This window comes from Sphingopyxis sp. (genome assembly GCF_051861155.1).
Classification (GTDB): Bacteria; Pseudomonadota; Alphaproteobacteria; order Sphingomonadales; family Sphingomonadaceae; genus Sphingopyxis.
Genome location: NZ_JBHYDE010000013.1, coordinates 1 through 26,327 on the forward strand (window position 1 = coordinate 1; position 26,327 = coordinate 26,327).

Below are 26,327 nucleotides of genomic sequence, written 5' to 3' on the forward strand. Positions count from 1 at the left end.
GCACCCCCGAAGCAGCAAAGCGGCTCGAACGCGTGCTGTGGAACGACCCCGGCACCGGCGTGATGCGCCACGCCGACGCGGGTTATGACATCGCGATCGACTGCGCGCGCGAAAAGGGCCTCGACCTACCGAGCCTGGGGTGAAGATGCTGGCCGGGCGTTAGCGAGGGTCCGCGGCGCCGAGCGCGAGGGCCAGCGCGCCCAGCAGACCGGCATCGTGCCCCAGCCCCGGGTTCACCAGCGTGGTGCGGCAATCGCCCGCATAATATCCGCCGCCATGTTCCCACGCGATCGCGCGCACCCGGTCGAGCAGGCCCGCAGTTTGCATGACGCCGCCGCCCAGGACGATGCGCGCCGGCTCGAGGATCGCCTGAAAAGTCTGCACCGCCTGCGCCAGATACCAGGCGATGATGTCGTGCCCGATATGATCGGCGGGCAGGTCGGACAGCGATGCCCCCCAGCGCGCGACGATCGATGGGCCCGCGGCAAGGCCTTCGAGGCAGTCGCCGTGGAACGGGCAATGGCCCGCGAAGCCGGTATCGGCGGGATGGCGCGGCATGCGGATATGCCCCATCTCTGGGTGGCTGACGCCATGGACCAACCGCCCGCCGACGACGGCACCGCCGCCGACACCGGTACCGACCGTCAGGTACAGCGTCGAGGTCGTCCCCTGCCCTGCGCCCCATTTCCATTCGGCCAGCGCCGCGCCATTGACGTCGGTATCGATCGCGACCGGGCAGGCGAAGGCGCGCGCGAAGGGACCGGCGATGTCGGCATCGCTCCAGTGCGGCTTGGTCGTGCGCGTGATATGGCCCCATGTGGGTGAGGTGCGGTCGAGGTCGAGCGGGCCGAAGCTGGCGATACCGACCGCGGCGTAATCGCCGCCCTGCGCGCGCAGCCAGTCGATCGCGGCGGGGACCGTTTCTTCGGGACGCGTGGTGTCGATGCGGGTGCGGGCGTGGATGTGCCGCGATGCATCGCCGACACCGACGATGAATTTGGTGCCGCCCGCTTCGACCAGCGCGATTTTGTCGTTCATCATCCCGTCCCTTACGCCGTTCATTTTTAAAGGAAGGCCGCGCCGGCGTGGGCGCGTTCAACCATGATCAGCGGCTTGTTTCCGTCCGGGGTGCGATAGCGCGCTTCGACGTGACGGGCCACCGCCCCGACGGCATCGGCCTCGACCAGCGCGACGACAGCGCCGCCGAAGCCGCCGCCAGTCATGCGCGCACCCCCGTGGAGGCCGATCGCGGTCTGGAGCTCGGCGACCAGGTCGTCGATGGCCGGAAGCGTGATTTCGAAATCATCGCGCATCGACGCGTGCGACGCGGCCATCAATTCACCGAGCTTGACAAGGTCGCCCGCGGCCATGGCTGCCGCGGCGGCGAGCGTGCGCGCATTCTCGGTGACGACATGGCGCGCACGGCGATGGGCGACGGGGTCGAGATCGGCGCGGACCGCCGCAAGCTGATCCTCTGTCACGTCGCGCAGCGCGGCGGCGCCAAGCTGGCGCGCGACCGCCTCGCACTGCGCGCGACGTTCGTTGTAGTGACCATCGACGAGCCCGCGGCTGATCCCCGAATGGACGATCAGGACCGCCACACCGGGCGGCAACATGACCGGCTGGACAGCGAGGCTGCGGCAGTCGATCAGCAGCGCATGATCGGCCGCCCCAAGCGCCGAAGCGAGCTGGTCCATATTACCACAGCGCATCCCGACGAAATCGCATTCGGCGCGCTGCGCGATCAACGCGATTTGGGTGGCATCGAAGCGGTCCGGGGCGAACAGCCCGCCAAGCGCCATGCCGCTCGCGACCGAGAGCGAGGCCGAGGAGGAAAGGCCGGAACCCTGCGGGATATCGCCCGCGACGAGCATGTCGAAGCCGCCGAGCTCGACACCCTCGGCCTGCAGGATGGTCATGACACCGCGGATATAGTCGGACCAGGGTTGATCGGCGTCCCGTGCAATCGCTTGGGCGACATCGAACTCGCTTACCGCATCGCCGAAATCGGTCGCGACCATCCGCACAATCCCGTCGGGCCGGCGGCGCACCGCGACAATGCTTTGCAATCCGATCGCGGCGGGAAGGACGAAGCCGTCATTATAGTCGGTATGCTCGCCGATCAGATTGACGCGGCCCGGCGCGCGAACCACGAGATCGGGCGCAGGGCCGACCAGCACGGAAAAACGGGCGAGCGTGCGGTCGGCGAGTGTCACGGCTTCACCGCACGCAGCCGTTCGGCGGCCTGCTCGGGGGTCAGGTCACGCTGCGCCTCGGCGAGCATTTCATAACCGACCATGAATTTGCGCACCGTCGCCGAGCGGAGCAACGGCGGATAGAAATGCGCGTGAAGCTGCCAATGGCGCACATCCCCCTCGCCGAACGGCGCGCCGTGCCAGCCCATCGAATAGGGAAAGGCGCAGGCGAACAGCGCGTCGTAGCGGCGCGTGAGCTCACCGAGGATCGCGGCGAGGCTTTGCCGCTGCACCGTATCAAGATCAGGCAGGCGCTGCACCGCAAAGCGCGGCAGCAACAGCGTCTCGAACGGCCAGCTCGCCCAATAGGGGACGATCGCGAGCCAGTCGCCGTGCTCCACGACGACGCGCGGGCCGCCCGCCTCGCGCGCAGCAAGTTCGAGGAGCATCGGCTGCGCCCCGGCCCAGGCGCGCTGATTGACATCCTCGCACTCGATCTCGGCCGGGATATGCCTCGTCGCCCAGACCTGCCCGTGCGGATGCGGGTTCGAACAGCCCATCATTTCGCCGCGATTCTCGAACACCTGCACATTCGCGTGGGTGCGGCCAAGATCGGCGCACTGGTCGCACCAGCAACCGACGACCGCGGCGATCTCCGTGTCCGACAGCAACGCCAATCCGCGCGCGTGGTCGGGGGAGAAGCAGATCACGCGGCAGCTTCCCGACGCGGCGGCGGTACGGAACAGTGGGTCTTCGCCGCCGTCTTCGGGCGCGGGCGTGTCGGTGAGCAGCGCAGCAAAGTCGTTGTCGAACACGAACGGCCCCGCATAGGCGGGATTGGTGGTGCCATTCGCGCGCGCGTTGCCGGGGCAGAGGTAGCAGCCCGGGTCGTAGCTTGGCGGCGTTTCGGTCGCCGCCCTGCCCTGCTCGCCTTGCCAAGGCCGTTTCGCCCGGTGCGGTGAGACCAAAATCCATTCACCGCGCAGCGGATTGTAGCGCCGGTGCGGGTGTTCCGCCGGGTCGAAGGTCATGGCCAGATCGCCCCGGCGTCGTCGCGGCAACGACTCTCGCCCGTCGCAGGATCGAGGTGTAATTCGAGCGTTCGCCCATCGGCCAGCGTCGCACGCTGGACGATCGTCGCCTCGCCATTGCCCAGCGACGGATAACGGCATTCGGCGACATCGAGGCCCGCCAGTGCGTCGAACAGCGCCGCCCGCGCGGGGGTCAGTTCGCCGAGATGGTCGCTCGTCATCAGCACCCCGCCCGAAAGCCCTGCGAGCAGCGCGAGGCTTTTCACCTGCGCGTCGGTCAGGTCGTGGAAGCGTTCACGGAGCAGGATGCAGTCGGGATCGGCCTGCCACAGCCGACCCGCGGCGTGGTTGCGCGTCGCCTGGTCGCGGAGCAGGCTTTCGGCCGACTGGTCGCCCGCCCATTTGACCCCGACGTCGCGCCCGATGCGGATCGCATCGACCAGCCCGACCGAGGCCCAGAGCGGACAGCCGCAGCCGAGCCAGAGCGCGTCGCCAATCTCTTCACGGATGATCGTACCCATCTTGCGCCAGATGGCGATGCGCGACAGGCCCTGCTCGTGCCACGCCGCACGATCCGGCCCATATTCGGCGCCAAAGAACATGAAGTCGGTCTTGAAGTAACGCGCCCCCCAGTCGTGCGCCCAGGTGCGGAAGACCTGCCGGATATAGGCCTCGGCGCCGGGGTGGGTGATGTCGAGGACATAATATTCTTCGCTGCGTTTGTGCCAGCGAAACTCGCCGTAAAAGGCCATCTGGATCAGCGGTTTGCCGGTCGATCTTTCGCGCACGACCCAATCGGGATGCTCGGCATAAAGGCGGCTGCGGTTGCCGACCATGAAAGGCGCGATCCACAGGCCGGGGGTGAAACCAGCGCCCGCTATTTCGCCCAGCAGCGGCCGCATCCCGCGCGGGAATTGCGGTTTGACGTCGAGCCAGTCGCCCATCTCGGGCGTGAAACCGTCGTCGATCAGGAAGATGTCGAGATCGGTGCCATGCACGTCGCAATAGGATCGCGCCGCGTTCAGATGCTCGCGGATATTTTCCTCGGTGATCGCGGCGTAGAGATTGTACCATGAGCACCAGCCCTTGATCCGCTTTTCGGGAAGGCGCGGGAGCGTCGGCGACGCGGCGGCGACATGATCGGACCAGCGGATCAGCGCGCTTTCGACATCGGGGTCGGCATAGAAGAGCAGCGTTTCGGTCGCGGTTGCGCCGGTGCGATCGAGCAATGTCTCGACGTCGATCGTCATCGCTGCGGCATCGCCGCCGAAACGAAAGCGGTTCTGGAAGCGATCGTGGCGCCCGAAACCGAGGACAACCGCGCCCTGCCCTTCGGTCGGCACCAACGCGGTCATCGCGAAGCCCAGCGTCGGCTCCTTGCCCGGCGGCGCATCGCCCGCGGGGGTGCCGGGGTCGGCGAAGAAGCTGCCGTCCCAGCTGTGATAGCCGTTGCGCAGGTAGCGGCGAACGCCCCGCACCGCGCCGAAGCGCAAGCCGAGCGACAGCGGTGCTTCGTCGAGACCGCTCGCCGAGACGTCGAGGCGGGTCGTGTCACCATCTCCGGCGATGACAAGGCGGACCGCACCACCGCTTTCGAGTGCCCATTCGATCCCGTTCTCAAGCGGCGTCACCGAACAGGCGGGCACCACGCCGCCGAGCAGCGGCTGCACGTCGCCAAGGACGATCCCGTTTTTCTGGAACGACCTCATGGCTTCAGCCGGATCTCGCGGCGCTCGTCGGCCGATTGCCGCGCCGCGAGCGCAAGCTTCAGAGTCGCCGCACCCTCGGCAAGCGGGATGTAAGGCGCACCGCCGCCAGTGGTGATCGCGCGGTGCACGTCGGCGAGCTGCGCGACGAACGGATCGGTCGAACCCGCAATCTCCTCAGCCGCAACCTCGCCGATGGTGCGCGTCAGCACCGCGTCGTTCCAGCTGGTGAAGCGTCCGGTCATGCGCTCGGCATAAACCGCCCATTCCTTGTGCCACACCCCAGGGACCGCGATGTTCGATGCGTTGAGCGTCGCGATGCGGCCATCGTCCCAGCCGAACAGGATCGCGCTCATGTCCTCGACGTCATAACCCGGCGTATCATGGTGCACGAAGTTGGTGCGGCGCGCATAGACGCTGTCGGGCTCGCCCATCAGGTGACGGATCAGGTCGATCTGGTGGATCACCTGTTCGAGTATCTGGCCGCCCGACTTCGCCTCCTCGCGCCACCAGTCGGCGTGGAGCGCGTTGCAATGATAGGCGCCGGCGTAGAGCCCGACCTGTCCGGCATCGGCGGCTTTCCAACGCTGCACCGCATCGCCGAAGCGATACATGAAGCCGATCGCGGCGACGACGCCGGTGGCCGACACGTCGGCAACCATCGCGTCGGCTGCCTGCTGATTCAGCGCGATCGGCTTTTCGACGAGCAGATGGACTCCGGCCTGGGCAACGCGCTCGATCTCGCCGCCGCGATTAAACGGGGGCAATGTCGCGATGACGAGATCGAGACGCTCGTCCCGCAACATCGCGTCGATGTCGATATAGGCGGCGGCGTTGCGCTCGCCCGCAAACGCGCGCGTCCGTTCGGCATCGCGGCCGCAGCAGGCAACTAGGTCCATAGCCCCGGGCAGCGCAGCCACCGCGCCCGCATGGCGTGCACCGATGCCACCGCAGCCGAGCAGGCCGACGCGCAGAACGCTCATGCGCCGAACTCCAGCATCGCCTGCAACATGCCCGGCGCGCCCTGATCGAGTTGTTCGAATAGTTTCGGAGCGTCGGCAAAGGGCGCGCGGTGGGTGATCAGCGGGATGAGGTCGAGCGTGCCACCGTGCTGCAACTCGATCGCGGCCTGCCACAGTCGCGGTTTCGACCAGCGATAGCTCGCGTCGGGGGAAACCCCCGAGATTTGCGAGCAGATGAGCTGGATGCGGTTGTGGTGGAACTCCTCACCCAGCTTCAGCCCCGCGATCGCGCCCTGGAAAAAGCCCATCGCGACGACGCGGGCGTTGTAAGCAGCGGCGCGGATCGCTTCGCCAAGCGCAGGCGCCGCGCCCGACACTTCGATGCACGCGTCGGCGCCGCGGCCGCCCGTAAGGCGCTTGATCTCTTCGGCCGCCCCCGTCGGATCGATCGCAATATGTGCGCCGTGGCGAAGCGCAATCGCGCGGCGCCCGGCGTCGGGGTCGATCGCGATCACCCGCGCGCCCGAGGCGCGGGCGGCCTGCGCGGCGATCTGCCCCGGCACGCCAAGGCCGAACACCGCGATGGTGTCGCCGATGCGGATCTGCGCGTCGTGGACGCCATTCAGCGCCACCGCACCGATGTGCGAAAAGATGCCGATGCGCGGGTCGGCGCCTTCGGGCAGCAGCCGGTCGCGGGCATAGTCGGCGGTGGCGACATGATGCGTCTTGTGGTTCCAGGTGCCGAACAAGCGCTGGCCGATTTTCAGGTCGGTGACGCCGCTACCGACCGCGACGATCTCGCCCGATTCCTCATAGCCGAGGTTGCGCACCGGCCAGTCCCAGCTCGGCACCTCGGCGTCGACAAACAGGCGCTGCGCCTCGTCGAAACGGCGGTGCATGAAGGGATTGGTGCCGCGATATTGGGTGAGTTCGGTGCCCGCGCTGATTCCGGAAAAGAGCGTGCGGATGCGCACCTCATCGGGGCCCAGCGGCGCCCAGGCGCTTTCCTCGAACGTCAGTTGGCGCGGCGCGGTCAGGACCAGCGCCTTACTGAGCGACATCGATGATCTCCTGATTGGCGGCGACCCCGCGGCGGGCTTGGAGGCGGGTGCCGAGCAGGAGCAGCACGGCGAGCGCATAGAAGCCCGCCATCGCGACGATCCCCGATCCCATGCCAAAGCTTTCCCCGATCCACGCGACGAGGATCGGGGTGATCCCGGCGCCGATGAAGCCGATCATCGTCATCATCCCCACCGCGGTCGCGCGAGCGTGCGGCGGGACGACATCCTGCATCGCCGCGTAAATGCAGCCGTCGAAGATGCCCTTTGCGATGCTTGTCGCGACGAGCACCATGCCGATCTGGGTCGCGGTCTTCGCGCCGAGCAAGGGCAGCAGCAGCAACGCAGCAAGCCCGAGCCCGATCGCGAGGGTCGTAAAGCGCCCGATCGGCGATTTCTTCGCGAGCGTGTCGGCGAGCAACCCGCCAAGCGGTACCGCGCAGAAGCCCGCGATATTGATCGTCGCCGCGCCGACCCACGCCGATTCGGCAAGGTTCAGCCCGAGCAGATTCTTCACAAAATAGGGTGCCCAGAAGGTCACGCCGGTCGATGCACCGGTTGCGAGCGCGAAGACGACGCAGAGGATCAGCGCGGCGGGAATGCGCAGGACGATGCCGATCGGCTCGGCGGGCTTGCCCTGCTCGGCGGCGGTGTGGACGATCGGCGCGTCATGGAGGAAGAACCACAGCACCGCGACATAGATCAGGCCGACGCCGCCGAAGATCAGGAAGGGCGCGTGCCAGCTGAACGCGTCGGCGATATAGCCCGCCGCGACCGCGCCAAGCCCCGACCCCGCGAATACCGCGGTCTGGTGGAGCGACAAGGCACGGCTGCGCATCTGCGGCTTGTGCCAGTCGCCGATCAGCGCGGTGGCGGTGGGATAATAGGTGGACTCGCCGACCGCGACGAGCGCGCGCATCGCGAGCAGCAGCGCAAAGCCGGTGGCCAGGCTCGACATGCCCGTCGCGACGCTCCAGAACACGAGGCCGAAGATGATCAGGCGGCTACGCCGCACGCTGTCGCCGATGCGTCCCGCGACAAAGGCGCCGACAGCATAAATCCAGAAGAACACCGAGCCGAGCAACGCCAGCTGCGTATCGGTCAGGTCGAATTCGGCCTTCAGGTCGGGAAGGACGGCGAGCAGGATGTTGCGGTCGGCCGCGTTGAGGAAGGCGACGAGCCAGAGCAGCCCGATCAATATCCACGGATAGTTGGCGCGTGCTGCCAGGCCTCCCTTATTCCCCACCATATCGTCTCTCCCTTTACGCCGCCGGGTCGATCAAGATCGCCCGAAAGTCGTTCACATTGGTCAGCGTGGGCCCGGTTATGACCAGGTCTCCGAGTTTTTCGAAAAAGCTGTAGGCGTTGTTCGACGCCAGATATTCAGCCGGATCGATCCCGGCGGCCCGCGCGCGCGCCAGCGTGTCGGGGCCGATCGTCGCCCCCGCGGCATCGTCGGTACCGTCGATGCCGTCAGTGTCGCACGAGATGGCGAAGATGCCGGACTCGCCGTTCAGCGCGATCGCGAGGCCGAGCAGATATTCGAGGTTGCGCCCGCCGCGGCCCGCCTTGTTGGTGACGGTAACGGTGGTCTCACCGCCCGAGATGATGACGCGCGGACTGCCGTCCTTTGCCATCCGGCGCGCCAGCGCGGCATGGCTGGCGCCCAGATGGCGCGCCTCCGCCTGCAGCTGGTCGCCGAGGTTGGTAACCTGATAGCCCGCGTCGCTTGCCATCGCCTGCACCGCGGCGAGCGCGTCGCGCGCCTTGGCGATGATCTGCGTCTCGCCCCCCGCGATCCCCAGCGCGTCGGCGGCCGGAGTTTCGTTCGCAGGGTCGTTCAGCGCGGCGGCGACCTGCGGCGACGGCGGGATGCCATATTTGGCCACAATATCGCGCGCGTCGGACAAGCTGGTGAGGTCCGCCACCGTCGGTCCCGACGATACGAAGCTGGGATCGTCGCCGGGGATGTCAGAGATGATCCACGTCGTCACATGGGCCGCCCCCGCGGCGACCGACAGCCGCCCGCCCTTGACGCGCGAGAGATGCTTGCGGACGCAGTTAATCTCCTCGATCGTCGCGCCCGACTGAAGCAGCGCGCGGGTGATCTGCTGCTTGTCGGCCAGCGTCAGCCCCGCCGCGGGCGCCGCGAGCAGCGCCGATCCGCCCCCCGATAGCAACAGCAGCAGATTGTCGCCCGCCTCGAGCTTGGTCGCGATGGCGAGCGCACGGTCGGCGGCGATCAGGCTGTTCTCGTCGGGATAGGGATGCCCCGCCTCGATAATCTCGACATCGGGCCATTGCGGCGCGGGTTCCGGAAGATGGCCGTGGCGCGTGACGACCAGGCCTTTGAGCGGCCGTTCGGCGCGCACCTGCGCGACGCGCATCATCTCGGCGGCGGCCTTGCCGACCGCGATCACCACCGTCCGACCATGCGGCGAATGCGGGATCTTGCGCGGCATCGCGACCTCGGGGCTCACCGCGCGCACCGACTCGCGGAACAGCGCGATCAGCTTGTCGCGCTGGCTCGCCTGGCTCACCTGTTCGGCCTTAGTAGCGATGACACCCTCCACTTATGATTTGCCCCTTGGGGTGAAGCAGAGCGGCAAAAGCGCCTAGCGCAAGATTGTGGAACAGTTTGTTCCATCTTTCGCAACGACCCTAAATTTCCCAGGAAAGCGTGGGTCTTAGCTTCTCCGAAAGATAGTCGATCAGCGACCGCACCCGCACGGGCACCCCCTTGGGATCGGCGAAAAGCGCATAGAAACTCATGTCGGGCGCCTGCCAGCCGGGCAGCACTTCGACCAGTTTCCCCTCGGCCAGATCGCTCTTGCACAGGAACGCCGGCAGCGTCGCGATGCCGAGTTCGGAGCGCACCGCGTGACGCAGCAGGATGAGATCGTTGCACACCAGCCGCGGCGAGAATTCGACCGTCACCTGTTCGGTATCGGTGTGGAGCGGCCAGCGGTGGCGGCGGTCGACCGTGCCCGCCGCGAGCAGATCGAAGCGCGGCAGCTCGACATGGTTCTGCGGCATGCCCTTGCGCTCAAAATAGCCCGGTGCACCGAAAATCCCGCATTCGGTGACCCCCAGTTTGACCGCGACGAGTTCGGAATCGGCGAACGGCCCGACCGCCAGCGCGACATCGAAACCGGCGCGGAGCAGCCCGACCGCATCGTCGGTCAGTACGCTGACCAGCCTGACGTCGGGATAAAGATCGAGGAAGCTCGCGAGCAGCGGCCCGATCAGGCTTTGCCCGAGCACATAGGGAATCGCGATCTTGACGACGCCGCGCGGCACATTCTGCCGGTTCTGCAAGGCGCGTTCGCCGTCGCGCAGGACGCCGAGCGAACGGAGGCAATATTCGAAGAACATCGCGCCGTCCTCGGTCACCGTTACCGATCGGGTCGAGCGGTGGAGCAACTGGACGCCCAGATTCTCCTCGAGCCGCGATATGCGCCGACTGACGGTCGATTTGGGCAACCCCAGCGCCTGCCCCGCCTTGGTCAGACTTTCGGTCTCGACGATTTTCGAAAAGACCTGCAGATCGCCCAGATCGAGCATCGCTTCTCTCCCGCAATTTTATGTCTTATTATGTCAATATCAGCAACACAGCGTTGCAACAATACGGGCTTTCGTCAGCGCCTCTCGCCCTTCAGTTTTTATGACAACGGCCTGCAAAGGGCCTGGAAGAAACCAATGGGAGGAGACCAGCATGACCATCCATCGCCGTTTTTCGCGCAATCTCCGCGGTTCGCTGCTGTGTGCAGCGTCGCTTTCGGCCGCGTTGATCCCGCTTCAGACCGCGCAGGCGCAGGACGCCGCCGCCGATGAAGCGGTGGCCAGCGACGAGGCGGTCGCCAGCGATCAGGACACGATCATCGTCACCGGCACCAGCCGCGGCCGCATCGCGCTCGACACGCCGCTCGCGGTGACCTCGGTCGGCGGGGATTCGCTGGCGCGCCTCGGCGTCAGCAGCCAGGCCGACATTCTCGCCAGCATCCCGACGATCAAGGCCGACGCGGGCGGCGGCGAGGTCGCATCGAACGTGTTTGTGCGCGGCCTTCCCTCGGGCGGGCAATATCAGTTCACGCCGCTGATGTATGACGGCATTCCGGTGATGTCGACCTTCGGCCTCAACTCGTCGGCCTATGACGTCTATTACCGCAACGACCTTGGCATTTCGCGCCTCGAATTCGTCCGCGGCGGCGTGTCGAACCTGTTCGGCCCCGGGTCGGTCGCCGGCCTGATCAACTATATCAGCAAGACCGGGCGCGACGAGCTGGAGGGCACCGCGCAGATCGAATGGGCCGAAAAGGGCCGCTATCGCGGCGACGCGGCGATCAGCGGGCCGCTCGGCGAAAACCTGTTCTTCGCGCTGTCGGGCTTCTATCGCAAGGACGACGGCCCGATCAAAACCGGCCTCGATACCGAGGGCTTCCAGCTTCGCGGCAACCTGAAATATGAATTCCCCGACGACAGCGGGTCGATCACGCTGTCGGGCCAATATATCGACGATCAGGCGCAATTTTATCTGCCCGTCCCGCTCGATGGCACGACCCGCGGCCGCATCGCCGGCAACGACGGCAAGAAAGTGTACCAGCTGCTGACGCCCGATGTCGCCGGGCTGGGCTTCAATACCCCCGACGGCGCCTTTACCACCGGCATCACCGACGGCGTATCGACCAAGGGCGGTCAGATCGCCCTCGCCTTCGACAAGGATTTCGGTGACAGCGGCTGGGGCATCAACGGCCGCGTCAAATATTCGGATTACAAGCATAAGTTCGGGCTGTGGTCGGACGGCGACGGCATCGTCAACGTCCCCGAAACGCGCGCTGCCTTTGTCTCGAACGCGGCGCGGCGCGGGCAGATTCCCGAACTGAACGGCATCACCGCCGCCAATGCGACCTTCACCTATGTCGGCGGCGGCGCGCTAGCGGCGGGCGACATCCTGTTCGCCAACCGCTTCACCGACCGCAACCGCCCGATGCACGACCTTTCGGCCGAACTGAACCTGACCAAGCAGGCGGTGACCGGCCGTGTCGAGCACAGCTTCACGCTCGGCGGCTTTTATGCCGATACGGTCGCGCGCGACGTCAATGTGACGACCACCTTCCTCGGCGCGTTCAACAACCGGCCGCAGCTGGTCAACCTGACCGTCACCAACCCCGTTTCCGGCGCGACGACGATCATTTCGCGGAATGGCGTGCTCAATGCCGGCGGCGGCTATGTCAACAACCGCCACCAGGCCGAACGCTACGCGGTCTATTTCGCCGACCAGATGCAGATCGGCGAGCGCTTCAACATCGACATCGGTGGGCGCGTCGAACATTATAAGGGCGACATCAGCCGCGAGCGGACTTCGACGACGGTCACCGACGCGACGACGCCGAACCTGTCGGGCGCGCTGCGCGACGTGATCTGGGGCAATGACGGCTATCTGACCGGCAAGGTGTCGACCACCGAATGGGCCATCGCCGCCGGCGCGCTGTACAAGCTTACCGACGACGTCAGCCTCTACCTCAACGGCAGCCGCGGCTATTTCTTCCCCGAAGTGCGCGCGGTCGGCTTCCTGCCGCTGCCCGCCGGGACCGCCGCGAACGCCAGCGCGTCGCCGGGGACGGCGAGTTATGAAGGCGAAATCATCAAGCAGGTCCAGGGCGGTATCAAGGTCAGCCAGCCGGCCTTCAGCCTGGAGGCTTCGGCCTTCTACACCAGCCTGAAGAATCGTCGCCAGGTGCTGTTCGTCAACGCCCCGGGCGGCGGCTTTCAGGAGCTCGTCAACCTCGTCGCCACCGAATCCTATGGCATCGAGGCGGTGTTCGACCTGAAACTGCTCACCAATTTGCGCTTCAATGGCAATCTGACGGTGCAGAAGGCACGATATACCGAGTTCCAGTCGAACGTCGGCGGCGTCCCGACGTCGAACCCCGCAATTGTCGGCAATGATCTCGAACGCCAGCCGCAGGTCCTGTACAACGCCGGGCTCTATTATGACGACGGCGCGCTCGATGTGTCCTTCTTCACCAATTACACCGGCGACAATTTCACCGCGTCAAACAATGCGATCAAGCTCGACGGGTGGAATATCGTCAACCTCGATGCCGGCTATACCGTGCCGCTCGGGCGCAACAGCCTGCGCCTGGGGGTGAATGTGTTCAACCTGTTCGACACCGACGCCACGACCGAAGGGTCGCCGCGTCTCGACAACAACCAGACGGTCGGGGGCGCCTATTTCGTGGGCCGCCCGGTCCTGCCGCGCCGCATCACGGCGCGCGCTACCTTCAACTTCTGAAACAGAAAACGGGCATCCGCGACATGACAATTGACAAGCTTGACGCGGGTGCCCGCGCCATCCTGACCGCCAACGACCGAGGCGGCTACACCGTCCCCAACGGCCGGGTCTATCCTTTCCAGTGGAACTGGGACTCGGCCTTCGTCGCCCTCGGCTTCGACACCTGGGACCGCGACCGCGCGTGGCAAGAGGTTGAAACGCTGTTCAGCGCGCAGTGGGACGACGGCTTTGTGCCGCATATCGTCTTCTGGCAGGACGATCCCGGCTATTTCCCCGGCCCGTCGGTCTGGGCGACGGGCAAGACCCCCGTCACCTCGGGCATAACCCAGCCGCCCGTCGCGGCGACGGTGGTGCGCAAGCTGTGGGACAGCGCGATCGCGGCCGACGCCGACGACGCTTACCGCCTCCGCCTCGAAAGCCTGTTCGACAAGCTGATCGCCTGGCACCGCTGGTTCCGCGACTATCGCGATCCCGACGGACGCGGCGTCGTCGTCGCGATGCACCCGTGGGAAACCGGCCGCGACAACTCGCCCGAATGGGACGCACCGGGCGAGCCGATCGATATTTCGGGCGTCGGCGAATATACCCGCCGCGATACTGGCCATCTCGATGCCAAGATGCGCCCGACCAAGCTCGAATATGACCGCTATCTCGCGCTGGTCCAATATGGCGTCGCGCAAGGCTGGGATCATGCCCGGATCACCGCGGGCAACCCGTTCAAGGTCGCCGACGTCGGCATGTCGATGATCCTGCTGCGCGCGAACCGCGACCTGCTCGCGCTCGCCGATTATCTGGACCGCGAAACCGAAGCCGCCGAAATCCGCGCCATGATTGCACGGGCCGAGGCTGGCATCGACTGGCTGTGGGACGAGGAAAAGCACAGCTGGTGTTCGCGCGACCTGCTCACCGGCCGCTCGTCGGGATTCATCACCAGCGCGTCGTTCCTCAGCTTCTACGCCGGGCTCGCCGATCCGGCGAAGGACGCCGCGATGCTCGCACACCTCCACCGCATCGGCAGCAAGGTCGAATATCTGATGCCCAGCCTCGACCCCGAGGATCCGGGTTTCCAGATGATCCGTTACTGGCGCGGCCCGGTGTGGGCGGTCGTCAATTACATGATCGGCACCGGCCTTGCCGAAGCGGGCTTCGATGCCGAAGCGGCGCGGGTACGGCACGACACGCTCGCGCTGATGGAACAGCGCGGCTTTTACGAAGCCTATAGCCCGGTCGATGGGTCGGGCAGCGGCGGCGACGATTTCTCGTGGACCGCGGCGATCTGGCTCGCCTGGCGGTAGCTGTCATGACCGAAATGATCGGACGCTATCATCACCATCATATCGCGCCGCCGCCGATCGACCGGCCCGACGCGCAGGTGCCGGGCGCGCTCGACGAATATCTGTTCGATCTGAACGGCTTTCTGCATCTGAAAGGCGTGCTGAGCCCCAATGAAATTGCGGAAGCGAACGAACTGATCGATGCAATCCCGCGCGACCTCGCGCGCGGGCAGTGGCATGGCTGGGTCCAGCGCGAGGACCACCCCGAACATCGCGGCACCAGCTATCAACAAATCTACGAACTCGGCGGCGTGTTCGAGGCGATGATCGACCACCCACGCTACATCAACTATCTGCTCCGCTTTATCGGCGGGCACGAAACGCACGACATCTATCACGGCCCGGCCGCGGTCGACGAAGCCTTCTTTTCGGTGCGCGGTCCTGGCGACGCGATCCCCATCCATTCGGGTGGGCATGAGCTGTGCAGTCGCACCGGCTATCGCTACTTGAACGGCCGGTTCCTGTGCGGCGAGGTCAATGTGCTGACGGCCTTTACAGACATCGGCGCCGGGGACGGGGCGACGATGATTATCCCCGGTTCGCACAAATCGAACATGATCCACCCCGCATTCCTGCGCCGCGACCGCGTCCACGAATGGTCCAGCGACGGCGGCGGTTCGGCCGAAGATGTCGAAGGCGCGATCGAGGTCCATATGCAGGCCGGTGACATGCTGCTGTTCGTCGATGCGCTGTGCCACGGATCGGCGCGGCGCAGCAATCCGGGCGAGCGTCGGATCAGCGTCTATCGTTATGGATCGGCGTGGAACCGACCGCGCTTCGGACATCAACCCTCCCCGGAAATGCTGGCTCGGGCCAATCCCTTCGCGCGCAAGCTCATCCACCCGCGCGATCCGATCCGCCCGCCGGGCACCCCAGCGCGGTGGTGAAGCCGGATACGGAGCATCCGGCCGCGATCGCCGTCGTCCCGGCCACCGAGGCGCTTGCCAAAGAAATCGAAGCACGGCTGACCGAAGCTCTGCGTGCCAACACGCCGCCCAACGACGTTGCGCCGCTCGCAGTGGTCGCACACGACAACGACGGCACGCTCATCGCTGGACTGACCGGAACGATGGCTTACGGCTGGTTGCTGGTCAAGACGCTCTGGGTCGCCGAAACCGAGCGGGGCCGCGGCCTCGGAGCGCGGATGATGGCGAAGGCCGAGGCTGAGGCTTTCACACAGGGCTGTCACCACGCTTGGCTCGACACGTCGAGCGAGCGCGCCGAAGGTTTTTACCGACGGCTCGGCTACGAACTGTTCGGCGCGCTCGACAATGGCCGCGAGCTCTGGCCGCCCGGCCATCGCCGCACCTTCATGAAAAAAAGGCTGCTTGCATAGCGGGTCGCGTTCGACGGGCGTCAGAATACCGCGTCAGCGGTCGGGATCGACCACCGGTCCCCTGACCCGCGCGCGCACCGCGCTCGGGCTCGCGCCGAGCAGGCTGCGTACCATCTTGTTGAAGCGCTGCGCGTCGGCGACGCCGCAGCGTTCAGCGACGCGCCAGATCGGCAGGTCGGTCGATTCGAGCAGGAAGCGCGCATGTTCGGCGCGCCGTTGGAGCAGACGGTGGGGTACCGTGGTGCCGAAGCGGCTGCGAAAGAGCCGCGCCAGATAAGCAGGCGAGCGCCCCGCCGCGACGGCAATGTCGCGCACCCCGATCGCCTCGTGGAAATGGCGGTCGATATATTCGGCGGCGCGCGCCGCGGCATCATCCTCGGGCAGCGGATCGGTGCGGCGTGCGAGCGTCAGCAGCAACTCCTGCGCCGCCAGCCGCGCCGCAATATGCGCGATCGGGTCGCTCGCGGTCGCGAACAGGCCGCCGACATGGGCAAAACGCTCGCGCAGCGCCCCGCAGCCGGGCAGATGCAGCGCGATCGGCGCGCCGGTTCCTTCCCCCTCCGCCGCTTCGATATGGATGCACCAATGCGCCCCCGGCGCGGCGAGGTCGTAACTCGACGGCAGCCCCGCCGGGCTCAGCGTGATGTCGCCCGGCCCGATCCCGATGCGCCTCCCCGCCAGCTGCATTTCGCCAGTATAGCCGTGGAGATGCAGCGCATGGGTGCGCCCATGGTGGATCGTCGAAAAGTCGCGGTCGGCGAGCAGGAACTGCCCCGCAACGACGATGCGCGGCAAGATCTCCAGCGGCAGATACAGGCTTTCCATGTTCGATTTTTTACCACAAGATCATGGTCACGCCAATTGCGCCGTTTGGCCAAACACGGCACGATCCGGTTCCATCAAGATCCACTGTATCGAGATCCACAAGGGCGAGACCGTAATGCTGAGCGACGAGCAGAAAAAATTCTACGACGACCAGGGCTATGTCCTCGTCCCCGGGTTGTTCAGCGCCGAAGAAGCCGCGGCTTTCCGCGCCGAAATGCACCGCATCGCCGACAACGAGGGCAACAGCGACGCGACGTGGGACAGCGTGCGCGGCAGCGGCACGACGATCACCCATTGCCACGACGTCCATTTCCGCTCGGCGATGGTCACGCGGCTGCTTACCGACCCGCGGCTGACCGACATCGCGCAGGACATCATCGGCCCGAACGTCCAGCTGCACCACAACAAGATGTTCATCAAGCCGCCCGAGAAAGGCTCGCCCTTTCCGATGCACCAGGATTATCCCTATTTCCCGCACCGCGACCATTCGATGATCGCGGTCATCCTGCACTTCGACGACGCGCCCGAGGAGAAAGGGTGTCTGCGCGTGTATCCCGGCACGCACAAGCTCGGCCCGCTCCCCGCCGAGGGCGCCGACCACCATGCCTCGACCGCAACCTATCCGATCGAGGGCGCCACCCCGCTCCCGGCAAAGGCGGGCGATGCGCTGTTCTTCCATTATCTCACCGTTCACGGGTCGGGGCTCAACACCTCGGACGAGCCGCGCACGACCTTGCTGATCCAGCTTCGCGATCCCGCCGACGTCCCGCTCAACGACCGGCACACGTCGCGCGGTCAGGGGATGATGCTGGCGGGCGCCGATCCGACTGCGGGCGCCTTCAAATTCGCTTGGGAAGACGAGCAAGCTGCCTGACGCCGCCGCCTGGCTGCCGCTGCTTTTGTCGCTGGCCAGCCCCAGTCCCGACGCCGATCGCTGCGCGGCGCTGACCAAGCTGACGATCGACAAGGCTGTCGTCGAAAGCGCGCTGCTGTCGGACGGCGTGTGCCAGGTCAGCGGATCGGCGCATCCGGTGCCCGGTTCGGACATCCGCTTCACCGTCTATCTGCCCGCCCCCACGCGCTGGAGCGGGCGCTATTACCAGATCGGCAATGGCGGTTTCGCGGGTGCGATCCATCTGCCGACGCTGGCCGAAGGCGCGCGGCGCGGCGACGCGATCGCGGCGACCGATACCGGGCACCGCGGCGACGGTTTCGACGCCAGCTGGGCGCCGGGTAATCCCGTGGCGCTGGCCGACTATGGCTGGCGATCGATCAAGGCGACCCGTGATGCCGCCGCCGCGCTGGTCGGCGCCTATTATGGACGCGCGCCCGCGCACCATTATTTCATGGGGTGCTCGAACGGCGGGCGCATGGCGCTGATGGCGGCGGCGCGCTGGCCCGAGGACTGGAGCGGTATCATCGCGGGAGCTCCGGCGACCCCGTGGACACAGCAACTGCGCAATTTCGGCGCGATGCAGGACGCAATGCGCGCGCCGGGCGGATGGCTGGGGCGCGCCGACCTCGAACGCATCCGGCAAGCGGCGCTCGCCAACTGTCCCGCGGGTTCGGTGCGCCACGGGATCGCGCAGCGGCCGGGCGCCTGCCCGATCGGCTGGTCCCGGGTCACCCTGTCGGCGCCGCAGCGCGCAACCGTAGATCAGATCATGACGGCGGGGTATGTGCCCGCCGCGATGATCGCCGACGACTGGACGCGGTGGATCGCCAATCCCGACCCGGCCGCGCCATCGCAGCTGACCTTTGCGCAACAATCGCGCGCGCATCTGTTCGCCCATTTTTCGGCGGCCGAGCTCGCCACCAATCTCGACGTCCAGCCCCGCAACCTGCAGCGCTTTCGCGATCGGGGCGGCAAGATCCTGTCCTATTTCGGCTGGGGCGACGCGGTGATCGCGCCCGAACTGGGGCGCCAATGGTACGGCTCGGTCGCCGCCGCGACGCACGGCCCCGACCCGATCACCGATTTCTATCGCCTGTTCATGGTCCCCGGCATGCTGCACTGTCAGGGCGGAGCGGGTCCGGTGAACTTCGGCCAGTCGCTCGACGCCCCGCCTTATGCGGCGCGCCCGGACTATGACGTGCGCCTGTCGCTCGAACGCTGGGTCGAAAAAGGCGTCGCGCCCGATCGGTTGCGAAGCCGCAAAGGCGCCGTCCAGGCGGCACTGCGCCCGACCAACCCAGCGACGATCGGCGACGAAAGCATCGATTGACCGATTGTTTCCGGCGGGCGCCGGTCATCGCGGCGCGGCAGCCAATCCAATACCAGCGGAAGGCATTCACTCTCGATGATTGGGATGAATTTGGTAGCGGAGGAGGGATCCATACCAAGGCATTAAAGCCTTGTTTTCAAGTGATTTTGCCTGATGAGCGTTGGAGAAATGCCCCAGTTTCGGCCCCGTTTCGACGAGTAGTTTCCGGAATACGATAGACCGTTTTTGTTAGGTCGCATCCCGCGACATCGGAGGTGCCTCCCTTCCGCGAGGGCGCGGCCGCATCCGATTTGCGGTGAGAAAGTTACGGATACTCTCCACCATGATGACGGTCGCACGCCCAACTTTTGCAGCCTCAATGTCCCCCGAGGCGATCAGCTCATAAATGGTCGAGCGACCCAGACCGGTCATCCGGCTGGCGTCGGGAACGCGAACACTGATCGGTTCGATCGGCGACCGATCGTCGCCGGTCGTCAAGCTGGCCCCGCTTCCCCGGCGGTGCATCGCTATTTCCTTCGCCGTTGTTTGCTGAACTCCCGGTCGCCGGCGATGAAGCGCTCGATCATCGGCGGGATGAGCTTCTCCGGCGTCAGCGCCGACGGTATCGGTCACATCGAAGGCGATGCCCTCGGCGTCGCCGAGCAACTGGCGGGTTTGGTCGATCTGCGCCTGCAATTCCCCGAGCGTCGAAACGGGCAGGCTCTGCAGATTTCGCGCCTCATTGAGCAGCGAGGTCGCCTGGTTCTGGAGCTGCTTGATCTGGTTGTTGATCTGCTCGAGTGTGCGCGCGGCGGTCAGGATAGGCTGCGGTCACGATTATGTGATCGACAATCTGGATATCGAGCGACCGGCCGATCTGGTCGAGTTGCCGGGTCGCCGCGACATCTTCTTCGCTGGGCGAAGGATCTCCGCTTGGATGATTATGGACGAGGATGTCCTGCTCGACGAGATCGCCGCTGATACGCATTGCAATGCCGTCGCCGAGCGGCACATTGACCGCGCCCTGGAGCTGCAGGCTGTTGGTCTCGAAGCCGTAGCGCGCGCTCGCCCAGCCCCCGAGATCGAAGACCGGCTCGGCCGAGATGATATTGATCGCCCCGCCTACGGCATTGCGGCCATAAAGCGCACCCTGCGTTCCGCGCAGCACCTCGACGCGGCCGATATCGAGCATGTCGAGACGGGTGAAGTTGCGTCCGCCGACGGGGCCGCCGGCGATATAGGCGCCGTTGCGATAGAGGCCGACGCTCGGGTCGCCGTTGGTCGCGCGCGCGGTCGACGAGGCGCGGATCGAGATTTCGGACGTGATCGACGAGCTCAGATTGTTGAACCGGACGCTCGGCTGATCGGCGAGCAGCTCGCCGCTTCCCGTCGCGCCGCCGCGATCGTTCAGCGCGGTGACATCGATGACCGATGCCGCGGTGGGCACATCCGCAAGCCGCTCCTCGCGGCGACGCGCGGTCACGACGATCGCGCCGTCATCGCCCGCCTCCGCCGCCGTATCGACCGGGAGAGCCTCGGGAGTTTCCTCCTGGGCGAAGGCGGGCGCGGCTGCGGCGGCCACCCAAACGGCGGCCGTGCAGAATAGAAGATGCACCTTGCGTCCCATAAGTCTCTCCCCATCGTCTTATCGCAATTATTATCGATAATTTTGTGCATCAGGACGCACGAGTCAAGCCGGAAAAACGCGAAGCGTCCGGCGAGGCGGTCAGCGGGGGGTGGGAATGACCGCGCTCAGCAGATCCCGAAAGCCGCGCGCCGTAGCGGCAAGCGGCTCGGCCGCGACGCTCGATAATATGTCGGTCGGGGCATGATGATGTCGGTGTGCGCCGAAGACTCCGGCATGGCGCGTATAGCCCGCCTTGATCACTTCGGAGAGTTCGCCCGCCGTCCCGTCGGACGAGGGATAGGCCATCTCCGCGCCGGGCTGACCCTTGAAGATTTCGCGCGCCCGCTCGACATATTCGGGCGATGTCATGAGGAAGCGGAACGGATCGGCGCTCGGCAGCGGCAGGAGACGGCCGGGCATTTCCTGATAATCGCGCGTCGCCGCATTGGCGCCGAGATGCAGCCAGAAATCGGTCTCGGCGGGCGGCGGCCCGATCGCCTCGACGATGTGGCTGGCGCCGAGATTTTCATATTCATGGCCGCTGTTGCACACGAACAGCAGATTATGCTCGGCAAAGACACGCGGCATCCAGTCGGCGAGCGCCAGCCAGATCGCGATGCCCGGGCCGCGCTCGCCCGCGCAATCGGTCCAGCCCGAGCGCGGCGTCGAGACGGCGAGCCAGGGACGGCCGGGCCGAAGGCGGCGGCCGATAACATTCTCGGCCTTGCGCGTCCCGCCGCTGCCGAGAAGCGTGAGCCGCGCCGGCTTGCCATGCCGCGCCGCCTCGATCACCGGCGCCGCGAGACGCGGCGCCAACAGGGCCAGAGGCTTGTCGGATATCGGTCGATCGGCTGGCGTGTTGAGGAGAAGCGCTTCGCCCGAGGGGCCAGTCGTCACGAGGATCACCGCGCTCGCGCCGCGCGACAGGGCGTCGGCGAGCGGCTCGCGAACCGCCCGATCGACAAGGCTCGACCAACGACGATGCGGAAGGCGGACGACGGCGATCGCGCCGTCGAGCCGCTCGGCCGTCTCGGCCAGCAGCAGCGGCGCCTCGAGTCCCGCGGCGCCGGTTTCAGCGGCCAGCGGCTGTGCGACGAGCGCGACCTTCAGATCGCCGAGCGCGAGCTCGCACTGCGAGGTCTCGAACCAGGGAACATCGAACGGCTGCCGCTCGACGGTGAAGCCGGCAGCGGCCAACCGCTTCGCGATCCAGTCGGCCGTGGCGCGGTCGCCCGCACCGCCCGCCTGCTTGTTGCCGGCATCGGCGTAGGTCTTGAGGTCCGCGAAGAGTCGCTCGGGCCCGAACATCGCGATTTCCTTGCTGTCGGCGGCTCCGGCATTGCTCGCCTGGAGCGCGAGCGGCGCCGCGAGACCCGCCTTGAGCAGGGTCCGGCGATCGGTGACCGGACGCGTCATGTCGCCTTCGCCCGGCGTCGGCCCGGCTTGGGCTTCGCATGGCGGGCCTTATATTCCTCGAGCGCGCGCCCGAAGCTCTCCTGCGTCACCCCGATCAGGTCGCGCGCGGAAGCATCGGCTGCGTCCCCGTCGCGGGCGACGATATGGCGGCAAAGCTCTTCGTAGAGTACCGCCGAGCGCCGTCCCGCCTCATTGCCGTGGGTCTCGATATAGCTGTCGGTGTAGACATTATGCTGCCAGCGCGCGAGCAGCGCGACGCGGTCGAGAAGCTCGAGGGCAAGCGGCGCATTGCTGCGCTTGGCGATGAAGCGGCCGATCCGGTTCGAGACCTTGATATGCTCGAACGTATCCTCGGTGCGCTGGGTCACGTCCTTATATTCGACGAGCCGGTGCATGAGTTCACGCCCGTCGCGCTGGGTCATTTCTACCGCGGCAAGACGGCAGACGACGCCGAACAGCGCCTTCCAGAGCTCATAGACCTCGTTCGCCGCATGCTCGTCAATGTCGATCACATAGGTGCCGCGCCATGGCACGACCTTGACCAGCCCGATCCGCGCGAGATGGCGGAACGCCTCGCGCACCGGCGCATGGCTGACGTCGAACCGCGCCGCGATCTCGCGCTCGCGCAGCCATGTCCCTGGCGGAATGCGCCATTCGACAATATCGTCGGTCAGCAAGCGCGCGATCACGCGGTCCTGGGTCGGCGCGTCGCCGTCCTCCATCTTCGTCGCGGCCATTTCTCTCCGTTCGGCTTGTCCTGCTCGCGGTGCATCCTAGTCGGGCAGCCCACACGAGCAATCGATGATTGCGATTGAAATTATTATCGATAATATCAGCAAAGACAAGCACGAGAAACGGGAGCCGGATTTTGAAGCGAAACATCCTCCTTCTTGCCGCCGCGATAGCGGCGGCCCCTGCCCCCGCCGCCGAACCTTCCCCGCTTCCCGGCTGCGCTGCGGCGCTCGCTTATTCCGATGCGCATGCGGGCGTCGCGGTGCTGGTTCTCGAGAATGGCAAAATCCGCTGCTCCAGCGCCGACACAAGCACGCCGCAGGAGCTTTGGTCGGGGACGAAGAGTCTCGTGGGGCTGATGGCCGCTGCCGCGGTTCAGGATGGGCTGCTGACACTCGACGAGGCGGCGGCAGACACGCTGACCGAATGGAAGAGCGATCCCGCCAAGGCCAAGATCACGCTGCGCCAGCTCCTGTCGATGACAAGCGGGCAGGCCTCTGCGGTCGGCAGACCGCAATCCTATCTCGATTCGGTGAAGCTGCCGCTCGCAGCGCCCCCGGGCAGCAAGTTTCAATATGGCCCGGCCCCGATGCAGATCTTCGGCGAGATCATGCGCCGCAAGCTCGTCGCCAAGGGCGAAGACGGCGATCCGCGCCGCTATATCGAGCGGCGCATCCTGGCCCAGATCGGGGTGACCGTCGGCGATTGGCGCAGCGGCCCCGACGGGGCACCGCTGATGCCGCAGGGCCTCGTGCTCGCGGCCACCGAGTGGGCGAAGATCGGCGAGTTCGTGCGGCGCGGCGGGACGCAGGATGGGAAAGCGCTCGTCGATGCGGCCGCGCTCGCCGAGCTGTTCAAGGGCAGCGAAGCCAATCCGGCCTATGGCCTGACCTGGTGGCTGCCGCGCGCCAGCCCGGCCAGCGACCCCGTCACACGCTCGACCGACATCACCCAGCATGCGGGCACGCTGCCCGCCGACATGGTGGTGGCGGCAGGCGCCGGCGACCAGCGCCTCTATGTCATCCCGTCCAGGCAGCTGACGATCGTCCGGCAGGCGAAGCTCGACATCATGGCGCTCGCCGCGGGCCGGAAGAGCGGCTGGTCCGATGCGCACTTCGTCGGGCTGTTGCTCGGCGACTAACGCCCCAAGCGATGCGAGCGCGGTTCTCCATTGCGGAACTCGGCCAACTGATATCATCTTGCGCCGATGAAGACCGTGACCGTTCGTCTGCCCGATTTCGCCGCCATGTCCGACGAGGAGATGCAGCACCATAACCTGACCGGATCACGCGATGGGCGCTGGAGCAGCCTGACGCTCTGGCTTCTCGAACGGTTCGGGACCGACAAGCTCGAGCTGGGTGAGGCCTGGTCGCAGACGTGGACGGGATGGGAATGCCCGGTCTGCAAACGGCCGAAGTTCGAGATCGCCCGGCTCACCGACAACAATGTCCTGCTTTGCCAGCTCGATGAACATCATGATCATCTGTGCGACCATCTCAAGAGAGTGATCGGCAAGGAGATTCTCGCCGCCGCACCCGGCGAGACGGGCGTCATCAGGCGCCGGGCATTTGCGACGACGTTCCCGCTCGTGGAGCGCTTCGCGCGGCTGCTCGTTTGCAACGACTGCAATGCCGCCGACGGCGCGATGAAGGCGCAGCTCGGCCGGGAGGTTCCCTCCTATTTCAGCTTCAGCCCAAGCGAGATCGCGGCCTTCATCGTGCCGGCGCCCAATGCGCCGCACGAAATCGAGGTCGACATTGGCGAGATGCTGTGGCGCGAGGCGATCCGTTCGATCGCGGCGCGCGGCACGCCCGCGCGCCGCCAGACATCCTCGACGCAGTCGTAGGGCAAATCCCCCCTCGCCCCGACGATCGCAGCGCCATGAACATTGGCGAGCGATCGTACCTGGCGAAAGCCGAGGCGCACCGCGAGATAGCGCCCGGCTCCACCATGGGTGTCGCTCTCCTCCAGCGTGCAATCCCAATGGCTGTCGTTGATCGAGACCGGGCGCACCTCGACGCCATGATTGCGGGCATCGCGCACGATCTGCGCGGGGGCATAGAAGCCCATCGGCTGGGCGTTGAGCAACGCGGCACAGAAGACATCGGGATGGTGATGCTTCATCCAGCAGCTCGCATAGGCGATCTTCGCGAAGCTCGCGGCATGGCTCTCGGGAAAGCCATATCTGCCGGTCCTCGCGCACAAGCCCGGCGCGCTGCGTAACGGCGCACCGTTCCAGGACTGGGATCTGCCGCCCGCCCTGCACCGATTACGGCGAAGGCTCGGCACCGGGGACGAGGCCGATCGCAGGTTCGTGCGGGTCCTCTCGGCGGTGCTCACCGATGGCCTGGAGCCGGTAGAGGCTGCCGTGCGCGAAGCGTTGGCGAACGGAACGGCCAGCGACGAGCTGATCCTCAACATCCTCTCCCGGCGCCGCGAGCCGGCGACACCCCACAGCATCGTCACTTCGGAAGACCGGATGCTGCAGCATCCTCCGCTCGCCGACTGTGCCCGCTATGATCTGCTGCGAGGCTATGATGCAGCGGCATGATATGATCGACACGATGCGCGGCCTCGGACTCAAGGGCATGGCGGCGGCGTTCGACGAGGCGGTCACCACCGGCCTCCAGCGCAAGCGCACCACCATGGAGATACTGACCGACCTGCTCCGTGCTGAGGCGACCCACCGGGATGCAGCCTCCATCCGCTATCGGATGACGGCTGCGAGGCTGCCCGTGGTGAAGGACCTGGAGCGGTTCAGCTTCGAGGGCACACCGATCAATGAGGAGATGATCCGCTCCCTTCACGATGGCTCCTTCCTCCCGCCTCGCCGCAATATCGTGCTGGTCGGCGGCACGGGGACAGGCAAGACCCACCTCGCCATCGCGATCACCGCCAATGTCGTGCGAAGGGGCGCTCGCGCCCGCTACTTCAACACCGTCGATCTGGTGACACGCCTCGAAGAGGAGACCCGGATCGGCAAAGGCGGGACCCTGGCGGCGCAGCTGTCGCGGCTCGACCTGATCGTGCTCGACGAGCTCGGTTATCTGCCGTTCGCCCGCTCGGGAGGGCAGTTGCTGTTCCACCTCATCAGCAAGCTTTATGAGCGGACCAGCGTCATCATCACCACGAACCTCGCCTTCGGCGAATGGCCGACCGTGTTCGGCGATCCCAAGATGACCACGGCGCTGCTCGACCGCGTCACCCACCACTGCGATATCGTCGAGACGGGCAACGACAGCTGGCGCTTCAAAAACCGCAGCTGACAGCCACCTTCGGCGCCTTCAAAAATCTATCTTGCGCTGCGCGCGCCTCCGGTCGGGCTACGCCCGCCCTCCGCCGCACGCAGCGCAAGGCCATCTTCAACAAACCAGCATCATATTATCCGAAAAGGGGGTCCCTCTTCGACGCCGATCGGGGGTCCCTTTTGAACGCCGTTTGACAGCCCTCGATTTCATCCGGCCAGATCTCAATCGTCCGCACAGGTCCACTCCTTTCCAAAGCCGATGCCAGCGATCGCTTGAAATATGCCAAAAGGGAATTTGGTTGCAGCAGGCGCAGAGGGCTTTTGGCCGACTTCGATCGGCGGCCTCCGATACCTCTCCT

24 protein-coding genes and 3 pseudogenes are annotated in these 26,327 nt (G+C 66.1%); 11 read left to right on the forward strand and 16 right to left on the reverse strand.

Annotation, left to right across the window (positions count from 1 at the left end; translation table 11 throughout):
- Window positions 1-143 (forward strand): hypothetical protein (locus ACTIFP_RS17215; RefSeq protein WP_439569949.1); only part of this gene is annotated, 143 nt, incomplete at its 5' end.
- A gap of 16 nt (window positions 144-159) precedes the next feature.
- On the opposite strand, the gene ACTIFP_RS17220 is transcribed toward ACTIFP_RS17215, so the two are convergent.
- From ACTIFP_RS17220 to ACTIFP_RS17260, 9 genes are all read right to left on the reverse strand, one after another.
- Window positions 160-1,038 (reverse strand): ROK family protein, encoded by an 879-nt coding sequence (locus tag ACTIFP_RS17220; protein WP_439569916.1) that lies wholly within the window; start codon window positions 1,036-1,038, stop codon window positions 160-162.
- Window positions 1,039-1,064: 26 nt separating this feature from the next.
- Complete coding sequence (gene galK, locus ACTIFP_RS17225; protein WP_439569917.1) at window positions 1,065-2,216, reverse strand: galactokinase; 1,152 nt, start codon at window positions 2,214-2,216, stop codon at window positions 1,065-1,067.
- On the reverse strand, window positions 2,213-3,226 hold the full coding sequence (locus ACTIFP_RS17230; RefSeq protein WP_439569918.1) for a UDP-glucose--hexose-1-phosphate uridylyltransferase: 1,014 nt from the start codon (window positions 3,224-3,226) through the stop codon (window positions 2,213-2,215). The genes galK and ACTIFP_RS17230 overlap by 4 nt, the downstream gene beginning before the upstream one ends.
- Entirely contained in the window at window positions 3,223-4,935 is a 1,713-nt protein-coding gene (locus ACTIFP_RS17235; protein ID WP_439569919.1) for a glycoside hydrolase family 36 protein, read from the reverse strand. The genes ACTIFP_RS17230 and ACTIFP_RS17235 overlap by 4 nt, the downstream gene beginning before the upstream one ends.
- Window positions 4,932-5,915 (reverse strand): Gfo/Idh/MocA family protein, encoded by a 984-nt coding sequence (locus tag ACTIFP_RS17240; RefSeq protein WP_439569920.1) that lies wholly within the window; start codon window positions 5,913-5,915, stop codon window positions 4,932-4,934. The genes ACTIFP_RS17235 and ACTIFP_RS17240 overlap by 4 nt, the downstream gene beginning before the upstream one ends.
- On the reverse strand, window positions 5,912-6,955 hold the full coding sequence (locus tag ACTIFP_RS17245) for a zinc-binding dehydrogenase (protein WP_439569921.1): 1,044 nt from the start codon (window positions 6,953-6,955) through the stop codon (window positions 5,912-5,914). The genes ACTIFP_RS17240 and ACTIFP_RS17245 overlap by 4 nt, the downstream gene beginning before the upstream one ends.
- Window positions 6,942-8,201 (reverse strand): MFS transporter, encoded by a 1,260-nt coding sequence (locus ACTIFP_RS17250; protein WP_439569922.1) that lies wholly within the window; start codon window positions 8,199-8,201, stop codon window positions 6,942-6,944. The genes ACTIFP_RS17245 and ACTIFP_RS17250 overlap by 14 nt, the downstream gene beginning before the upstream one ends.
- A 13-nt stretch (window positions 8,202-8,214) precedes the next feature.
- On the reverse strand, window positions 8,215-9,525 hold the full coding sequence (locus ACTIFP_RS17255) for a glycerate kinase type-2 family protein (RefSeq protein ID WP_439569923.1): 1,311 nt from the start codon (window positions 9,523-9,525) through the stop codon (window positions 8,215-8,217).
- A gap of 88 nt (window positions 9,526-9,613) precedes the next feature.
- The gene (locus tag ACTIFP_RS17260) at window positions 9,614-10,516 is read right to left on the reverse strand and encodes a LysR substrate-binding domain-containing protein (protein WP_439569924.1); all 903 of its coding nucleotides are present in this window, start codon (window positions 10,514-10,516) and stop codon (window positions 9,614-9,616) included.
- Window positions 10,517-10,667: 151 nt separating this feature from the next.
- Between ACTIFP_RS17260 and ACTIFP_RS17265 the strand changes: the two genes are divergently transcribed.
- The 4 genes from ACTIFP_RS17265 to ACTIFP_RS17280 are packed head-to-tail and all read left to right on the forward strand — an operon-like array spanning window position 10,668 to window position 15,917.
- Window positions 10,668-13,247: a TonB-dependent receptor gene (locus ACTIFP_RS17265; protein WP_439569925.1), complete on the forward strand. Its 2,580-nt coding sequence runs from the start codon at window positions 10,668-10,670 to the stop codon at window positions 13,245-13,247.
- Window positions 13,248-13,270: 23 nt separating this feature from the next.
- On the forward strand, window positions 13,271-14,542 hold the full coding sequence (locus tag ACTIFP_RS17270) for an MGH1-like glycoside hydrolase domain-containing protein (protein WP_439569926.1): 1,272 nt from the start codon (window positions 13,271-13,273) through the stop codon (window positions 14,540-14,542).
- Window positions 14,543-14,547: 5 nt separating this feature from the next.
- Window positions 14,548-15,468, forward strand: a complete 921-nt coding sequence (locus ACTIFP_RS17275; RefSeq protein ID WP_439569927.1) for a phytanoyl-CoA dioxygenase family protein — start codon at window positions 14,548-14,550, stop codon at window positions 15,466-15,468.
- Window positions 15,462-15,917: a GNAT family N-acetyltransferase gene (locus ACTIFP_RS17280; RefSeq protein ID WP_439569928.1), complete on the forward strand. Its 456-nt coding sequence runs from the start codon at window positions 15,462-15,464 to the stop codon at window positions 15,915-15,917. Before ACTIFP_RS17275 ends, ACTIFP_RS17280 begins: the two co-directional genes overlap by 7 nt.
- Before the next feature lie 33 nt (window positions 15,918-15,950).
- Here ACTIFP_RS17280 and ACTIFP_RS17285 read toward each other — a convergent pair whose 3' ends face one another.
- Entirely contained in the window at window positions 15,951-16,742 is a 792-nt protein-coding gene (locus ACTIFP_RS17285; RefSeq protein WP_439569929.1) for a helix-turn-helix transcriptional regulator, read from the reverse strand.
- A 115-nt stretch (window positions 16,743-16,857) separates the two neighbouring features.
- On the opposite strand from ACTIFP_RS17285, the gene ACTIFP_RS17290 reads away from it, so the two are divergent.
- Together ACTIFP_RS17290 and ACTIFP_RS17295 are read left to right on the forward strand one after the other, a co-directional pair.
- Complete coding sequence (locus tag ACTIFP_RS17290) at window positions 16,858-17,616, forward strand: phytanoyl-CoA dioxygenase family protein (RefSeq protein WP_439569930.1); 759 nt, start codon at window positions 16,858-16,860, stop codon at window positions 17,614-17,616.
- A gap of 25 nt (window positions 17,617-17,641) precedes the next feature.
- A complete protein-coding gene (locus tag ACTIFP_RS17295; protein ID WP_439569931.1) occupies window positions 17,642-18,967 on the forward strand; it encodes a tannase/feruloyl esterase family alpha/beta hydrolase in 1,326 nt (441 codons plus the stop codon).
- A gap of 228 nt (window positions 18,968-19,195) precedes the next feature.
- Here the strand turns inward: ACTIFP_RS17295 and ACTIFP_RS17300 are convergent, their stop codons facing one another.
- From ACTIFP_RS17300 to ACTIFP_RS17320, 5 genes and pseudogenes are all read right to left on the reverse strand, one after another.
- Entirely contained in the window at window positions 19,196-19,471 is a 276-nt protein-coding gene (locus ACTIFP_RS17300; protein ID WP_439569950.1) for a helix-turn-helix domain-containing protein, read from the reverse strand.
- 99 nt (window positions 19,472-19,570) lie between these two features.
- Window positions 19,571-19,774: pseudogene (locus tag ACTIFP_RS17305) on the reverse strand (P-type conjugative transfer protein TrbJ); the annotation flags it as partial.
- Window positions 19,686-20,573 carry a TonB-dependent receptor plug domain-containing protein gene (locus tag ACTIFP_RS17310; protein ID WP_439569932.1) on the reverse strand — a complete coding sequence of 296 codons (888 nt, stop codon included), beginning with the start codon at window positions 20,571-20,573 and terminating at the stop codon, window positions 19,686-19,688. The pseudogene ACTIFP_RS17305 and the gene ACTIFP_RS17310, both read right to left, overlap by 89 nt.
- A 99-nt stretch (window positions 20,574-20,672) precedes the next feature.
- Window positions 20,673-21,989 carry a hypothetical protein gene (locus ACTIFP_RS17315; protein WP_439569933.1) on the reverse strand — a complete coding sequence of 439 codons (1,317 nt, stop codon included), beginning with the start codon at window positions 21,987-21,989 and terminating at the stop codon, window positions 20,673-20,675.
- Entirely contained in the window at window positions 21,986-22,726 is a 741-nt protein-coding gene (locus ACTIFP_RS17320; RefSeq protein ID WP_439569934.1) for a GntR family transcriptional regulator, read from the reverse strand. Before ACTIFP_RS17320 ends, ACTIFP_RS17315 begins: the two co-directional genes overlap by 4 nt.
- A gap of 131 nt (window positions 22,727-22,857) precedes the next feature.
- Here ACTIFP_RS17320 and ACTIFP_RS17325 point away from each other — a divergent pair, with 131 nt between their 5' ends.
- Window positions 22,858-23,862 (forward strand): serine hydrolase domain-containing protein, encoded by a 1,005-nt coding sequence (locus ACTIFP_RS17325; protein ID WP_439569935.1) that lies wholly within the window; start codon window positions 22,858-22,860, stop codon window positions 23,860-23,862.
- Window positions 23,863-23,928: 66 nt separating this feature from the next.
- The gene (locus ACTIFP_RS17330) at window positions 23,929-24,567 is read left to right on the forward strand and encodes a hypothetical protein (RefSeq protein WP_439569936.1); all 639 of its coding nucleotides are present in this window, start codon (window positions 23,929-23,931) and stop codon (window positions 24,565-24,567) included.
- Here the strand turns inward: ACTIFP_RS17330 and dnaE2 are convergent.
- A pseudogene (gene dnaE2, locus ACTIFP_RS17335) lies at window positions 24,501-24,911 on the reverse strand (error-prone DNA polymerase); the annotation flags it as partial. The gene ACTIFP_RS17330 and the pseudogene dnaE2 sit on opposite strands and share 67 nt — an antisense overlap.
- Between dnaE2 and ACTIFP_RS17340 the strand changes: the two are divergent.
- Both ACTIFP_RS17340 and istB read left to right on the forward strand, forming a co-directional pair.
- A pseudogene (locus ACTIFP_RS17340) lies at window positions 24,904-25,272 on the forward strand (IS21 family transposase); the annotation flags it as partial. The pseudogenes dnaE2 and ACTIFP_RS17340 sit on opposite strands and share 8 nt — an antisense overlap.
- Window positions 25,259-25,987 (forward strand): IS21-like element helper ATPase IstB, encoded by a 729-nt coding sequence (gene istB, locus ACTIFP_RS17345; protein ID WP_031304487.1) that lies wholly within the window; start codon window positions 25,259-25,261, stop codon window positions 25,985-25,987. The pseudogene ACTIFP_RS17340 and the gene istB, both read left to right, overlap by 14 nt.
- Window positions 25,988-26,327 lie beyond the last annotated feature (340 nt).